Annotated in this window: 10 protein-coding genes; 2 read left to right on the top strand and 8 right to left on the bottom strand. The window is 72.1% G+C overall.

The window, feature by feature from the left end; all coding sequences use genetic code 11:
• Positions 1–1061 precede the first annotated feature (1061 nt).
• The 5 genes from LO772_RS02270 to LO772_RS02250 form a co-directional block, all read right to left on the bottom strand.
• A complete protein-coding gene (locus tag LO772_RS02270) occupies positions 1062–2720 on the bottom strand; it encodes an N-acyl-D-amino-acid deacylase family protein (protein ID WP_231776615.1) in 1659 nt (552 codons plus the stop codon).
• Between the two features lie 67 nt (positions 2721–2787).
• Positions 2788–3558, bottom strand: coding sequence for a hypothetical protein (locus LO772_RS02265; RefSeq protein ID WP_231776614.1), 771 nt, complete (start codon positions 3556–3558; stop codon positions 2788–2790).
• Positions 3555–7067, bottom strand: coding sequence for an indolepyruvate ferredoxin oxidoreductase family protein (locus tag LO772_RS02260; protein ID WP_231776613.1), 3513 nt, complete (start codon positions 7065–7067; stop codon positions 3555–3557). Before LO772_RS02260 ends, LO772_RS02265 begins: the two co-directional genes overlap by 4 nt.
• Positions 7068–7134: 67 nt before the next feature.
• Positions 7135–8385 (bottom strand): amidohydrolase family protein, encoded by a 1251-nt coding sequence (locus tag LO772_RS02255; protein WP_231776612.1) that lies wholly within the window; start codon positions 8383–8385, stop codon positions 7135–7137.
• A 67-nt stretch (positions 8386–8452) separates the two neighbouring features.
• Positions 8453–9529: a Zn-dependent alcohol dehydrogenase gene (locus tag LO772_RS02250; RefSeq protein WP_231776611.1), complete on the bottom strand. Its 1077-nt coding sequence runs from the start codon at positions 9527–9529 to the stop codon at positions 8453–8455.
• Between the two features lie 259 nt (positions 9530–9788).
• Here LO772_RS02250 and LO772_RS02245 point away from each other — a divergent pair, with 259 nt between their 5' ends.
• Positions 9789–10604, top strand: a complete 816-nt coding sequence (locus LO772_RS02245) for an SDR family NAD(P)-dependent oxidoreductase (RefSeq protein WP_231776610.1) — start codon at positions 9789–9791, stop codon at positions 10602–10604.
• 58 nt (positions 10605–10662) lie between these two features.
• Complete coding sequence (locus tag LO772_RS02240) at positions 10663–10851, top strand: ferredoxin (RefSeq protein WP_231776609.1); 189 nt, start codon at positions 10663–10665, stop codon at positions 10849–10851.
• A 298-nt stretch (positions 10852–11149) separates the two neighbouring features.
• On the opposite strand, the gene LO772_RS02235 is transcribed toward LO772_RS02240, so the two are convergent.
• The 3 genes from LO772_RS02235 to LO772_RS02225 all read right to left on the bottom strand — a co-directional run bounded on the left by LO772_RS02235 (position 11150) and on the right by LO772_RS02225 (position 14280).
• A complete protein-coding gene (locus LO772_RS02235) occupies positions 11150–11569 on the bottom strand; it encodes a nuclear transport factor 2 family protein (RefSeq protein ID WP_231776608.1) in 420 nt (139 codons plus the stop codon).
• Positions 11570–11702: 133 nt separating this feature from the next.
• Positions 11703–12914: an aromatic ring-hydroxylating oxygenase subunit alpha gene (locus LO772_RS02230; protein WP_231776607.1), complete on the bottom strand. Its 1212-nt coding sequence runs from the start codon at positions 12912–12914 to the stop codon at positions 11703–11705.
• A 163-nt stretch (positions 12915–13077) separates the two neighbouring features.
• Entirely contained in the window at positions 13078–14280 is a 1203-nt protein-coding gene (locus tag LO772_RS02225) for an amidohydrolase family protein (RefSeq protein ID WP_231776606.1), read from the bottom strand.
• Between the last annotated feature and the right edge of the window lie 134 nt (positions 14281–14414).

The raw sequence follows: 14414 nt of genomic DNA, 5'->3' as shown, positions 1-14414 counted from the left end.
CACTGCGAGACGCATCGGAGGCCGTCGTTGTCCGATGAAGAGGTCCGTCCGGGCGTCAGAGTAAGGCGCGACCCTTGAGGTGTTGCCAAGAGACTCGTCCTGGGCAGAACCTGAACGCCCAAGCCGGAAGCGGGAAGAGGAACTGTCCGACGTTCGCCCGCCGCAACCGCCGACACTTCGCTGTCACCGAAAACCGGATCGCCAGATGTCATGCACCAAGTCAAGACAGTTCGGCGTTGCCCACATGTATGCGCTTTTGCATACTCGGACGACAAGCCGACCGAATGCCAGAGGCACCGGCCCCAATCCCCGCCGCACCGCAGGTCGGTCAGATCGCCTGCCACTTCACCCGACGCGCGAACACCCGCACACTACAAGGCCCACGGGCCAGCCAGGAGCGGAGGTGCAACCACTGGCACAGTCGCAACTGGACGCGACCGACCGGAGTCACGGAAGACGGCCAGCCACTTGTCGAGACTCCCGCATAAACACATGGAGTCGATCATTCCCCACGACTCCCGGCGTCCTGGATGTGTTCGGCGGCAGTCGGAATTGCCCCGCGCGGCAGTCGAGCTGACGAGCTTGTGCATGGTTGGTGATGAGGCGTCATCGGCCGCATTCGGAGCCGTTGTTCACGCTCGCCGTGCTGATGCGAGGTCCGTCATCTGCCGGTGGGACAGGAGGCCGGCGACGGCTTGGACCATGTCACTGACGTGCTCTCGGCGGCCCAGCTGTCGGGTGGGTGATCGCCGGTTCTTCATGTGGGCGATGCCGTGTTCGACGGCGTACGGCGTGAGGAGCCCGTCAGTCCCAACCGGGGGGCGTGGGTGATGTGCGCAAAGGTTCGCGGTGCGGTCGGGCTGCAGAACCACACAAGTCCGTCCCGGTCCGTGGGCACCATCGCCTGACCGGGTGGCGGCGGGTGAGTTGGCCGTCCGGGGAGGAGAAGGCCCGCCGTTGGCGGTGTGGTTGGCGACGTGTCATGACATCGCGAAGGCCGCACTGGTACTCGCGCCCGACCTCGTCCTGCTCCCCGCGCACGCGGGGTCGGCTGTGTTTGGTTATGTCTGGTTGTCGGGGTGGGTGCGGAGGAGGCGGCCGGGGGTGGTGTCGGGGTGGTCTGTGCCGGAGGTGCGGGTGGGGGTGCCGTTGATCCAGATGTGGTGGAGGCCGGTGCTGTGGACGATGAGGCGGTCGGCGTTGCCCGGTTGGTCGTGGACGCGTTCGATGGTGGTCGTGCCGATGGTCTGGGGTTCGAAGGCGACCAGGTCGGCGAAGTAGCCCTCGCGGACGAGGCCTCGGGCGGGGATGCGGAAGGCCTGGTGGGGGTGGCCGGTGAGGCGCCAGACGGCCTGTTCGAGGGAGAGGGCCTTGCGTTCGCGGACCCAGTGGCCCAGAAGGTGGGTGGAGTAGCAGGCGTCGCAGAGTTGGCCGGCGTGCGCGCCCGCGTCGGAGAGGCCGAGCAACGTACGGGGGTCGGCGAGGAGTTCGGCGGTTTCGTCGTCGGCGTCGTTTTCGAGGACGACGCGGAAGCGGGTGGCCATGTCGTCGGCGAGGGCGAGATCGAGCATGAGGTCGAAGGGGTTGGTGCCGCGGGATGCGGCGAGTTCGGAGAGCGGGATGCCCACGGTGTCGTGGTGGACGCCGGTTTCCTCGACCTGGATCTTGGGCCAGCGCTGCTCCCAGGCGGTGAGGGTGGCGGGGCGGGCGCGGTCGCGCCAGGCGGAGTCCCGGTAGAGGGCGGCGCGTTCGGTCCGGGGGAGGGCCAGGGCTTCCTTCCACTCGTCGATGGCGGCGAGCGGGACCGGGTCGGCCATCGTGATCTGGAAGACGATGGGGCGGCAGGCGATCTGCGGGTAGACCTCGCCGGGGAGGGCGGCTGCGCGTTCGACCGTCCGCCGGGCCGCGCCGGGTTTGTCGGTACGGGTGACCAGCGCGGTCCAGGTGACCGGGATGTTGTGGCGTACGGCGAGGTCGGAGAACTGGTCGATGAACAGGCCCGGCCCAATGGAGACTTGGAGTACGCCACGGCCGGATTCGCCCAACACGGAGGCGAGGGCGTCGACTTCGTCGATCTCGGCGAAGCGGCTGGGGACCGGGCGGCCGTACGCACCCTGGTGGGCGGGTTGGCGGGACGTCGAGAAGCCGATGGCGCCCGCGTCGAGCGCTTCGCGCAACAGCCGCCGCATTTCGGCGACTTCGGCCGGGGTCGCGGGGCGTTCTTCGCCGCCGGTGGTGAACAGGCGTAGCGGGGTGTGGCCGAGGAAGGCGCCGACGTTGAGGCGTTTGGCGCGGGCGTCCAGCGCGGCCAGGTATTCGGGGAACGTCTCGAAGCACCAGTCGATCCCCGCGTTGAGGGCGTCGGTCGACATGCCTTCGACGTTTTCGAGGGTGCGTACGACGATGTCGCGGTGCTCCGGCCGCGTCGGGGCCACGCCGAAGCCGCAGTTGCCCATGATGACAGTGGTCACACCGTGCCAGTTGGACGGGGTCAGGTCGCCGTCCCACAGGATCTGCGCGTCGTAGTGGGTGTGGATGTCGATGAAGCCGGGGGCGAGGACCAGGCCGTCGAGGTCGACCTGCCGGGTGTGCGTCGCGGGGGTGAGAGTGCCCGGTGGGCCGACGGCGGTGATGCGGTCGCCGGTGACCGCGACGTCGGCGGGTCGGGCGGGGTCGCCGGTTCCGTCGACGAGTGTGGCGTTGCGGAGGAGCAGGTCCATGGCACTCCGATCGGTCGCGTCGGCCGGGGCGGTAGCACGCGCGGGCCGACACCGGATGTCGGGATCTCTAGAGGGGTGTGGCCGAGGGCGTGGCACGGCGGGCGGGTGGGGACGAGAGGGGGCGCGGTGCCGCGGACGCCAGGGGGCGGTCGCCGGTGAGCAGCACCTCTTCGGCGATGTCGAGGGTCCACGCGGCGCGCACGAGGCCGTCGGCGATGCCCGGCGTGTGGCGGCCCGGCCGGGTGTCGTCGGCGCGCAGGCCCGCCGGGTCGTCGAAGTAGACCTCGTTCACGGCGTCGTACGGCCAGTCGTTCGGGCGCGTGAAGGGGTGGTTCTGGACGTACGCCAGTCCGCGGGCGTCGGCGTGGGCACCGGGGTTCCCGCCGTGGGCCCAGCGCCGTGAGAATTCCTCGGATGTCAGGCGTGGGTCGCGCCGGGCGAGTGTCATGGTCTTGAGGGCGCCGCCGCCGTCGCGGCGGTGTCGGGCGAGCCAGTCGGCGCCGTCGAGGACGCGTTCCTCGGCGACGATGATCTGTTCGCCGCCGGCCGCCACCACCCGCTCGGCCGCCGCGGTGACCGTGCGGCCGTCGCGCGTGCCGAGCCAGGTCATGAACCGCCGCAGGTGCGCGGCGTCGCGGAACCATTCGAGGGCGACGGCGTCGTGCCGGGGGCCGGTGTCCCGCGCCGGATCGGGGACGGGCAGGCCGACGGTGATGCGTGTCGGCCTGGTGTACGCGGGGGCATTGGCCGCACCCGCGGCGGTCTCGCGCCAGGCGGAGGTGAACCGGGTCGGGGTGACGCCGACGGCGGCCGTGGCGAAGCGGATGCGTTTGATCACGGGACCACGCCGCCCATCGCCGGTGCTTCGCCCGCGGTGGTCGGCCGGGGCCGCGTCAGTTCGGCGACGCGCCGCCGCCAACGGGCCACGGACTCCTCCTTGATCGGCCCGTAGCCCTTGATCTCCAGTGCGGAGGCGGCGAGTCGCACCGCGTCGTCGTAGGGCGTCGACGACAGTCGCGGCAACAGCGAGGCGGTGACGAGTTGTTCGTACTCCGCGATGACGGCCCGTTCCATGCGCCGGTCGCGGTCGCGACCGAAGACGTCGAGCGGTGTCCCGCGCAGTCGGCGCATGCCGCGCAGTGCGTGGAAGGCGAGTTCGTACGGGCGGCCCATCGGCAGCTTCCGTGTCATGCCCAGCCGCCGCAGGATCGGCGGATGCAGGTGGTACGTCACCGTGTACGGGCCGTCGATGCCCAACTCCCGTGCGGTGTGCCGGTGGTCGGCCTTCAGGTGCAGGCGGGCGACCTCGTACTCGTCCTTGTACGTCAGCAGTCGGAACCAGGATTCCGCGACCGTCCGGGTCAACTCCCAGTTCTGTGCCGCGTCGTCGCGGCGGGCGGTGCGTTCGACCAGGCCGAGGAACCGGCGGGCGTACGCGGCGTTTTGGTAGTCGACGGCCTGGGCCGCGCGGCGGGTGAGCAGCGGAAGGAGGTCGGTGGGCAGGTTGTGGTCCCACACCAGCTCGGCGGCGGTGGCGAGGGCGGCGGGGGACGGGTCGAACAGGCCGCCCGGCCGGGCCGCCGCGGCGAGGCGGGCGTCGACCGCCTCGGGGTCGTGGACGGCCCAGCGGCCCCACGCGAACGCCTCGCGGTTGCGGTCGGCGGCCTTGCCCCGGCCGCGCATCGCCGCGTCGATGTCGCCCGCCGACAACGGCAGCGCGCCGCGCTGGAAGGCGGCGCCGAGCAGGACGATGTTGCCGAGGAGGTGGTCGGCGAAGACGGCTTCGGCGATGCGTCGCCCGTCGACGAACAGGGTGTGTTCGGCGCCGACGTGCTCGGTGATGGCGGCGCGCAGCAGATCGGGCCCGGGGGCGGGGGCGTCGCTTTGCAGCATCGCCGCGGTGGGCGTGATGTCGGTGCCGACGACGGCGATCGTCCGGCCGGGGGACACCGCGGCGAGGTGGGTCGGGTTCGCGGCCTGGAGGATGTCGCCGGAAAGGTACACGTCGGCGTGGCCGGGGCCGACGGCGGCCGGGCCCAGGGCGTCGCGGTCGGTCGCGATGTGCAGGTGGGAGACCACCGCGCCGGCCTTCTGGGACAGGCCGGTCTGGTCGAGCCCGCCCACCGCGTGGCCGGCGGATTCGGCGGCGGTCGCGAGAATGCGGTTGGCGGTGACGACGCCGGTTCCGCCGATGCCGGTGAAGTACACCGTGAAGTGCCGGTCGATGACGGGGAGTTCCGGGAGCGGAAGGTCGCCCTCGGGCAGTACGGGCCGGGCGGGTGACGCGTCGTCCGGGGCCGAACGCCGCCCCGGGCGCCCGGCCTTCGGGGTGATCGTCACGAACGACGGGCAGTCGCCGTCCAGGCAGGTGTAGTCGCGGTTGCACGACGGGTCGTGGATGCGGCGCTTGTCCCCGAACTCCGTCGGGGTCGGGAGTACGGACAGGCAGTTGCTCTTGGCGCCGCAGTCGCCGCAGCCCTCGCACACCGCCTCGTTGATGACCACGCGGCGCGGCCGGGTCTCCAACTCCCCGCGTTTGCGCAGGCGTCGGGCCTCGGCCGCGCAGCGCTGGTCGTAGACGATGACGGTGACGCCGGGGACGGTGCGCAACTCCTCCTGTACGGCGTCGAGTTCGTCCCGGCCCAGGACCCGCACGCCCTGGGCCCAGCGGGCGCGGCGCCCGTAGCGCCGGGGGTCCTCGGCGCAGACGACGATGCGCCGCACGCCCTCGGCCTCCAGGGCCCGGGTCATCGCGGGGACGTCCATGAGGCCGGTGACGTCCTGGCCGCCGGTCATGGCCACCGCGGTGTTGTAGAGGATCTTGAACGTGACGTCGACACCGGCGGCGACGCTCGCGCGGATCGCGAGGGTGCCCGAGTGGCTGAGTGTGCCGTCGCCGATGTTCTGGATCAGGTGGGGCTCCGCCGCGAACGGCGCGAGGCCGATCCACGGGACGCCCTCGGCGCCCATCGGCGTCGGGGGGAGGCTCTTGAGCCCTTGGTGGCGGGCCTCGAAGTACATGATCCCGTGGCAGCCGACCCCGCCGCCGACCAGTGCTCCGTCCGGGGCGACCGTCGAGCGGTTGTGCGGGCAGCCGCTGCAGTAGCCGGGAGCGCGGGCCGGGAGGGGGAGGAGCGGCAGCATGCGCGGCGCGGGGGCGGCGGCGGGGCGGTCCCGGAGCCCGGGCAGTACGCGGGAGAGCACCGCGGCGATCTTCGTCGCATTCAACTCCCCGCTGTACGGGGTAAGTTCACGACGCTCCCGGTCGCGTTTGCCGACCACGCCGACGCGGCTCCCCGCCTCGTGCAGGATGCCGCGCAACTGCCCCTCGATGAACGGCCGTTTCTCCTCGATCACCACGATCTCCTCGACGGAGGCGGCGAATTCGACGACGGTGTCCTCCACGAGGGGGTACGTCATGCCCAGCCGCAGGATGCGGATCCCCGCCGCGGCGAGGTCGTCGACCCCGAGGTCGGCGAAGGCCTGGACCACGTCGAAGTACGTCTTCCCGGCGCACACCACCCCGAGCCGCGCCCCCGACTCCGCGCCGACCACGCGGTCCAGCCCGTTGTGCCGGGCGTACGCCCGGGCGGCCGACAGCCGTTCGCGCAGGACCAGTTCCTCCTGCTCGGGAACGGCGTGCGGGCCGATGCCCGGCTGCGGCCGGTGCCGCCACGCGACGCCGTCGACGAGCGGGGGGTCGGCCGGGTCGTGCCGTTCGGGGGCGAGGTCGACGCCGCCGATGCCGTCCGCGACCGCGGTGACGACCTTCAGCCCGACCCACGCCCCGCTGAAGCGCGACATCCGGAACGCGTGCACGCCCAGGTCGAGGACATCCTGCTGGTCGCCGGGGTAGAGCACCGGCACACAGGCGTCGGCGAAGGTGTACTGGCTGTCGCACGCCAGGGTGGACGACTTGGCTCCCGGGTCGTCGCCGCAGAACACGACCGCGCCGCCGTGGGGTCCGGAGCCGAGGGCGTTGGCGTGCTTGAGGACGTCGCCGCACCGGTCGAGCCCGGGCGTCTTGCCGTACCAGGCCCCGACCACGCCGTCGACCTCGGCGTACGGGACGATCGCGCCCATCTGGCTGCCCCACACCACGGCGGCGGCCAACTCCTCGTTGAGGCCCGGGCGGTGGAGGACGCGGTGTTGTGCCAGCAGGTCGCCCGCGCGCTCCGCGGCCAGGTCGAAGCCGCCGAGCGGGGAACCGGGATACCCGGAGACCATCGCCGCCGTGGTCAGGCCCGCTCGCGCGTCCACCTGCTCGCGGAGCACGAGGAGGCGGACGAGGGTGTCGACGCCGGAGAGCAGGGCCTCACTCCGGGGCGCTTGCTGCGGCACGGTCATATTCGGTGTCCGTTCGGCCATGGGGTGGGGGCGCGCGGCACGGCCAGGGTCGCGCGGGGAGTGGCGGTCACAGGGCGGCCCGGGGGTGCACGTGGACGATCTCGCCGTTCTTGACGACGGCGCGGCGCAGTTCCGGGCGCCGCAGGACGCCGATGTCGGCGGTCGGGTCGCCGTCGACGACGAACAGGTCGGCGAGGGCGCCGGGCCGGATCTCGCCGCTGTCCAGGCCCGCGAGCGGTCCCATGGTGCGGGTGGCGGTGTGGATGGCCTCGGTGGGTGACATGCCGACCAGGTCGACGTAGCGCTCCAGTTCGGCGGCGTACGTGCCGTGCCGGGTCCACTGGTGGCCGAAGTCGCCGCCCGCGGCGATCCGGATCCCGGCCTCGCGCAGGCGCCGGATGCCGTCCACCTGGGAGGTCAACTCCTCGCGGTAGCCGGACTGTTCGATCTTGTCCTCGGTGATGCCCCAGGGTTCGGCGTGGCCCGCGACGACCGCGTACAGGTAGTGCAGGCCGGGGCAGACCCACACGTCGTCCCGCCGCGCCTCCAGGGCCCGGATCGCGGCGTCGTCCAGGAAGCAGGCGTGGTGGATGAGCCGCACGCCGGTCCGGGCGGCCATGGCGACGCTCGCCGACCCCCGGGCGTGCACGGAGATGAACGCGCCGTGTTTGTCGGCCTCTTCGACGGCCGCGCCCAGCATCTCGTCGTCCATGTAGACGTCTTCGGAGGGGAACTCCGGCACGATGCCGTCGCCGGAGATGAACAGCTTCAACACCCGTACGCCCGCGTCGCATTGGCGGGCGACGATGTCGCGCAGCTGTGCGGCGTCGGCGGCGACGTCCATCATCGCGCCGTCGCCGCCGAGGCCCTTCGCGTCGCCGACCATGGTGCCGCTGGGCACGATGCGCGGCCCGGTGATCAGGCCGCGCTCGATGGCGTCGCGGGCGAGGATGTCGTCGTGGGGCTGCAGGACGCCGGCGCCGATGATGAGCGTGTAGCCGCTCTCCAGGTAGGTGCGCGTGACCGACGCGACGTCGAGTGCGTGCGCGGCGGGATCGGACGCGGCCACCCCGGCGTGGTCGAAGACGAAGTCGAGCGGCCAGCTGATGTGCGTGTGGGCGTCGCCGAGGCCCGGCAGGACGGTGGCGCCGCGCAGGTCGACCACGCGGGTCGCCGCCTCGTCGACGTCCAGCCGCCCGGGCGAGACCCGGGCGACGCGGTCGCCGTCGATCAGGATGTCGCCGTCGGCCGGGCGTTCGTCGGTGCCGGCGGCACAGGTGAGTACGCGGGCGTTGCGGAGAAGTGTGCGCTCGGGCATGGTGCGTTCCTCCGGACAGCGGGGCTTGGTGCGGGCCTGTCCCCGGCGCGTCGCGCGCCGGGGGCGGTCAGATGACGACCGTGCGGGTGCCGTCGGCCTCGCGCAGGAGGTCGATGCCTTTGTTGATGTCGTCCAGCCCGATCCGCCGCGAGACCATGGAGCCGAGGTCGAGGCGTCCCGACTCGGCGAGCCGGATGAAGCGCGGGAAGTCGCGCAGGATTTGGGCGCCGCCGACGACGGACCCGGCGAGGCGCTTCCCGGAGAAGACCGCCGACAGCGCGGGCAGCGTGATCACGGCGTCCGCCGCGGGCATGCCCACGAGCGTCACGGTGCCCTCCGCGATGGTCATGGAGAAGGCCTGGACGATCAACTCGGGCCGCCCGACCGCCTCGAAGCCGTGGTCGACGCCGCGGCCCGCGGTCAACTCCCGTACCTGCTCGACCGGGTCGCCTTCGAGCGGGTCGAGCGCGTGGGTCGCGCCCGCGCGCAGGGCGGCCTCGCGGCGGCTCGCCACCGGGTCGACGGCGATGATGACCGCCGCCCCGGCGATGCGGGCCCCTTGGACGACGGACTGGCCGACGCCTCCGCAGCCGATCACCGCGACCCCCGAACCGGGCCTGACCCGCGCGGTGTTGAGCGCGGCGCCGAGCCCGGTGGTCACGCCGCAGCCCAGCAGGGCCAGTTCGGCGTCGGGCAGGTCGGTCTCGACGGCGACCACGGACGCCTCGTCGACGACCATGTCCTCCGCGAACGCGCCGCAGCCGCACACCGCGGCGGCCTGTCTGCCGTCGCCGAGCGTGAACCGGGGCTTGGCCCGCAGGGGGCCGCTGAGTTCGCAGTGGTTGGACATGTCGTTGACACACCACCAGCAGGTGCCGCAGGCCGGGGAGACCGACGCGAGGACCCGGTCGCCGGGCTTGACGCGGCGTACCTCGGGTCCGACCGCCTCCACGACGCCGCAGGCCTCGTGGCCGGGGACGATGGGCAGCGGCAGGGGTGACAGGCCGTCGATGACCGTGAGGTCGGTGTGGCAGATGCCGCGCGCGGCCAGGCGCACCAGGACGTCCCGGGCACCGATCTCCGGTGTGGGCAGGTCCTCCATGACCAGCGGCTGTCCGACCTCGTATGCGACGGCGACCTTCACTGCCGGCCTCCCAAGGGGTTCGTGTGGGGGTGGGCCCTGGGCTGTCTCCCCGGGTGCCTGTGGAGCGCGGTCCGTGCGGGGGTGCGTACGACGCGTGCGATTTCGTACGGCTTCGGCCCCCTGACTCTCGCGGCCGACGGCACCTGGGGGTGCCCCGCGCCGCCGGGTCCCGAGTATATGATCCGCCCACTAGAAAGTACACACTTACTTTGTTAACGTCGTCCCGCCCGCACCGGTCCGCCGCAGACGGAGGTTTCCCATGGGATCGATGGACGGCCGCGTCGCGGTCATCACCGGTGCGAGCCGCGGCATCGGCCAGGACATCGCCGAGCGGTTCGCCGCGGAAGGCGCGGCCGTCGCCCTCGTCGCCCGCACCCTCTCCCCGGGGGAGTCCCGCCTGCCCGGTTCGATCTCCGAGGTCGTCGCCGGCATCCGCGCACGCGGCGGCCGGGCCGAGGCCGTCCCCGCCGACCTGACCAGGCCGGACGAGGCCGAGACCGTCCTGGCCCGCGCCGAGGACCTGCTCGGTCCCGTCGACACCCTGGTCAACAACGCCGGGGTCAACTTCTACGGTCCCGCGCTGAAGACCCCGGAGAAGCGGTACGCGGTGATGGCCCGGATGATGGTGCACACCCCGTTCCGGCTGTGCCAGTTGGCGGTCCCGGGCATGGTCGAGCGCGGCCGGGGCTGGATCCTGAACATCACCTCGAAGCAGGCCCGCCACCCCGCGGGCCCGCCGTACCCGGACTGGGCCGCCGACGGCTCCGTCCCGTACGGCATGTGCAAGGCCGCGCTCGACCGCCTCACCACCGGTCTCGCGGCGGAACTCCACGGCACGGGAGTGTCCGTGAACGCACTGGGCACCTCCGGCCTGGTGATGACCCCGGGCGTCGCGGTGGTGTCCCCGCACACCCCCGAGAACACCCCCGTGGAGCCGCGCGGTGCCATGGCCGATGCCGCGCTGGAGCTGTGCGCCGCACCTCCCGGCACGGTCACCGGCCGGATCGCCTACAGCATGGAACTCCTCGGCCGCCCCCACCCGGACGGCCCCTGGAACCTCTCGGCCACGTTCTGACCGGCGTTCGACACACCCGGTGCCGCGCAACCCAACCGACCACCAAGGAGGCTCCGCGATGAAGGCCGTCGTCGACCAGGACCGCTGTGAGGGCCACGCCCGCTGCTGGGAGATCTGCCCCGAGGTGTTCTCCCTCGACGAGGCGGGAAACGCCTTCGCCCCGTCCGCCGAGGTCCCCCCGGAACACGCCGCGAAGGCCCGTGAGGCCGAGGCCAATTGCCCCGAGCGAGCCATCACCCTCACCTGACACGATCACGGGCGGGCGCCCGCGCGGGTGTTCCCCGGGACGTCATCCCTCCCGCCGCCGCGTCGGAGGACGGACGGCACGGCGGCGTACGGCGGGAGCGGGGTGGCCGATGGCGATCAGGTCGACGTCGGTCGGGGGAACGGGCGGTCGCGCGCCGACAGGCCTGGGGGTCTGCCCCACGGCACGCCGCGCGTCGGCCGTGGTCCACGGTCGGACGTGACAAGGCACGCCCCCGCGACGATCACGGACCCGGGAGCCAAGCCTCACAGCACGCTCCGGCCGGAACCGCCGTGTGACCTCAGGCCGTCGGGGCGTCGAGGGTGGCGAGCAGGAGATGGGTGTCCTGCGGGAAGACCCGGATCTCGGTGACGAGGCCGTCCGCGACGGTGATCAGTTCCACGACGTCGACGGTCGCGGAGCGGGCCGTCTCCTTCGCGGTCCAGGTCTGGGTGGTCACCTGGAGGACGGACGCACCGAGGCCGAGGATGCGGGGTTCGCCGATCGTGCGTTCCCAGTGGCGGCCGAACTCCGCGGCCATGGCGGCGAGCCCCGGCAGGCCCTCGTGCCGGCCGCCGTGGGGGAGCGACGCGGGCTGCTCCACGCCGATGTCGGGGTGGTAGAGACGGAACGCGCCCTCGAAGTCGCCGGCCCGGAAGCGGCGGGAGACCTCGTGAACGGTCTCCACGGCCGCCTCGGCCTCGGACGCCGCGGTACTCATGGGGACACCTCGCTCTTCGTGGCGCCGCACGCGCGACGCGGGTCCTTCGTTCCGACGCGCACCCTCACGCGGGGTGCCGCGCATCCCTCGCCGCCGCATGCGCCCCGTGCGTACCGGCCGTCGGCCCGCTCGCTCATGCGGCCGATCCCCGTCCGCCGGGCCCCTGTGCGGTCGGACGGGGACCGGCCGACGCGGGTCCGGCCGCGTCCAGGGCGGCGGCGAACCCTCGGTGGAGGTGCTGTGGGGCGGGTTCGTTGCGCCCGAAGACGACGCTGTCGAACAGGCCGAGCCGTACGCCGGGTTCGGTGCGCCCGGCGACCCAGAAGTCCTCGCCGTCGACCACCGTCTCACAGATCCACGGCGCCATCTCCGCGGCCTTCTCCCGTTCCGCGTCGGACAGTCCGGGCCGCAGGTACGACGTGTGCACGACCTCGGAGGTGTCCGCGTCGACGGGGAGGATCTGCCACAGCTCGATGTGCCGGCTGTCGAACGTCAGGCTGGTGTTCGGGAACAGCGCGTACTGGTGGCTCAGGTGCCGGGCCACGTCGCCCCACTCCGACTCGGGCTTGTCCCGCAGTTCGTCGATCGAGCGCAGCGCCGAGCAGTTGCGCAGGTGGCGTCCGAAGGGGTCGAAGGTGAGGACGCCGCCGTACGCGACCTTGCGCAGGGTCTTCCGGTGCAGGAAGTCGAAGTGGTAGTTCTCGCGGAAGGTGTCCAGCGTGACCTTCCAGTTGGCCGCGACGCGGTGGACGTGTGGCTCGGCCAGGCGCTCCCAGGCGGAGAAGTCCAACAGCGCGAGCTCGTCCCGCAGTTCGGGGCCGAGGTAGTCGTCGACACGGACGGGCGGGCCGGGGCGCAGGCGGCCGACGATGAGGCCGTGGGCCTCGTCGACGGGCAGTTCGACCAGGCCCTTGTCGTCGCGGCACATGCCGTCGAACGCGTCGGCGACCGGCATCGCGGCCAGCCGCCCGTCCAACTCGTAGCTCCAGGCGTGGAAGGGACAGGTGACACGCTTGGCCCGGCCCACGCCGTCGGCCACGCGCACGCCGCGGTGGCGGCACGCGTTGAGGAGGGCCCGCACCCGTCCGCCGCTGTCCCGGGTCAGGAGGACAGGTGTTCCGCACATGTCGACGGTGCGGTACGTCTCCGGGCGCGGCAGGTCGCCCGACAGCCCGAGGACCAGCGGCGGTCCGAGGAACAGGACCCGCAGCTCGTCCTGGAGACGGGCCGCGGAATACGCGTCGGTGGACATCTCGTACACGGAGTCGGCCAGGTCGGTCGTGCCGTGCTCGATATGGTCCACCAGGCGACGTGCGAGGCCGAGATCCAGTGCTGCCTTGTCCACCTGCGTCTCCTCTGCTGTGTCGCGGCGACCGCCTCCGGCACGCCTCGCGGCGGCCACCGGCTCCGCGCCTGCTGATTGGCGGCCACCGACTCCGCTGTGCTCTCCGGCGGCCACCGACTCCGCGCCTGCTGATTGGCGGCCACCGACTCCGCTGGGCCCTCGCTCAGGCGAGCGTCGCGGGGTCGGCCGGTGTGAAGTCGTAGACGCGGGAGGCGTTTCCGACGGTGATCTTGTCCTGGACGTCCTGCGACAGGTGGTCGAGCCACTTGCTCGCCATGCGCGGGGTGTCCGGCCACGTGGAGTCCGAGTGCGGGTAGTCGCATTCGAGCATGACGTTGTCCTCGCCGATGACGTCCAGCAGCCGGATGCCGGCCTGGTCCTCGATGAAGGTGCCGTACACGTGGTCGCGGAACAGCGCGCGGATGTCGGTGTCCAGGTCGAAGCCGGCCGCGCCCTTCTGCTCGCCGCGCTCGTGGTTGGCGTTCATGTCGATGTCGAACCGCGACGCCCAGAACCGCTGCTTGTCGACGACCTGTTCGGCCCGCTCCAGGAAGTACGGGATCCACCCGATCGAGCCCTCGGACAGCGCGATCCGCAGGTTCGGGAACTTCGTGAAGTTGCCGCTGAAGAGCCAGTCGAGCAGGGTGCCGGCCTGGTTGGCCGCCGCGGAGTAGGCCATGAAGGCGAGCGTCGGCATGTCGGGCGAGGTGCGGATCAGGTTGGACGACGACCCGACGTGCATGGACACGACCATGTTGGTCTCGTCGCACGCGCGGAACACCGGGTGCCAGAAGTCGTTGTGCACGGACGGGAGTCCGAGCTTGGTCGGGTTCTCGGAGAACGCGATCGACTTGGCGCCGCGCGCCGCCGTCCGCTCGATCTCGGCGACCGCCGCCGCCGGGTCCCACAGCGGGATGATCATCATCGGGATGAACCGGCCGGGGTAGGTCTCCGCGAACTCCTCCAGGATGAAGTCGTTCCACGCCCGCACGCACAGCAGCGCCAGTTCCTTGTCCTTGGCCTCGTGGAACACCTGGCCGCAGTAGCGCGGGAACGACGGGAACAGCATCGACGCCAGCACGTGGCCCTGGTCCATGTCGGCCACCCGGGCGGCGGGTTCGTAGCAGCCGGGCCGCATGTCCTCGTAGGTGATGGGCTCGGGGGAGAACTCCTCGCGGGTCTTCCCGGCGACCGCGTTGAGGCCGGTGGTGACGACCTGGCGGTCCTCGTACATCCAGAACTCCGACGCGCCCTCGCGCACGATGCGCGGCCCGGTGTCGCGCCACCGCAGAGGAAGGCGCTCCTGCCACAGCCGGGCCGGTTCGATGAGGTGGTCGTCGACCGAGATGAACCAACTGAACGCCACAGCAGCCTCCATCGGCAAGGCGGAAACCCAGCGAGCACAAGCAAGCGAGCACTTACATACTTAAGCTACCCGTCATCGCCGTCCGGGCCAAGGGGGTCGTGCGGGGAGACGCCGGACCCGCGCCCGAACGCGGC

The organism is Yinghuangia sp. ASG 101 (genome assembly GCF_021165735.1).
Taxonomy (GTDB): domain Bacteria; phylum Actinomycetota; class Actinomycetes; order Streptomycetales; family Streptomycetaceae; genus Yinghuangia.
This window is presented reverse-complemented; position numbering and strand designations above follow the sequence as displayed.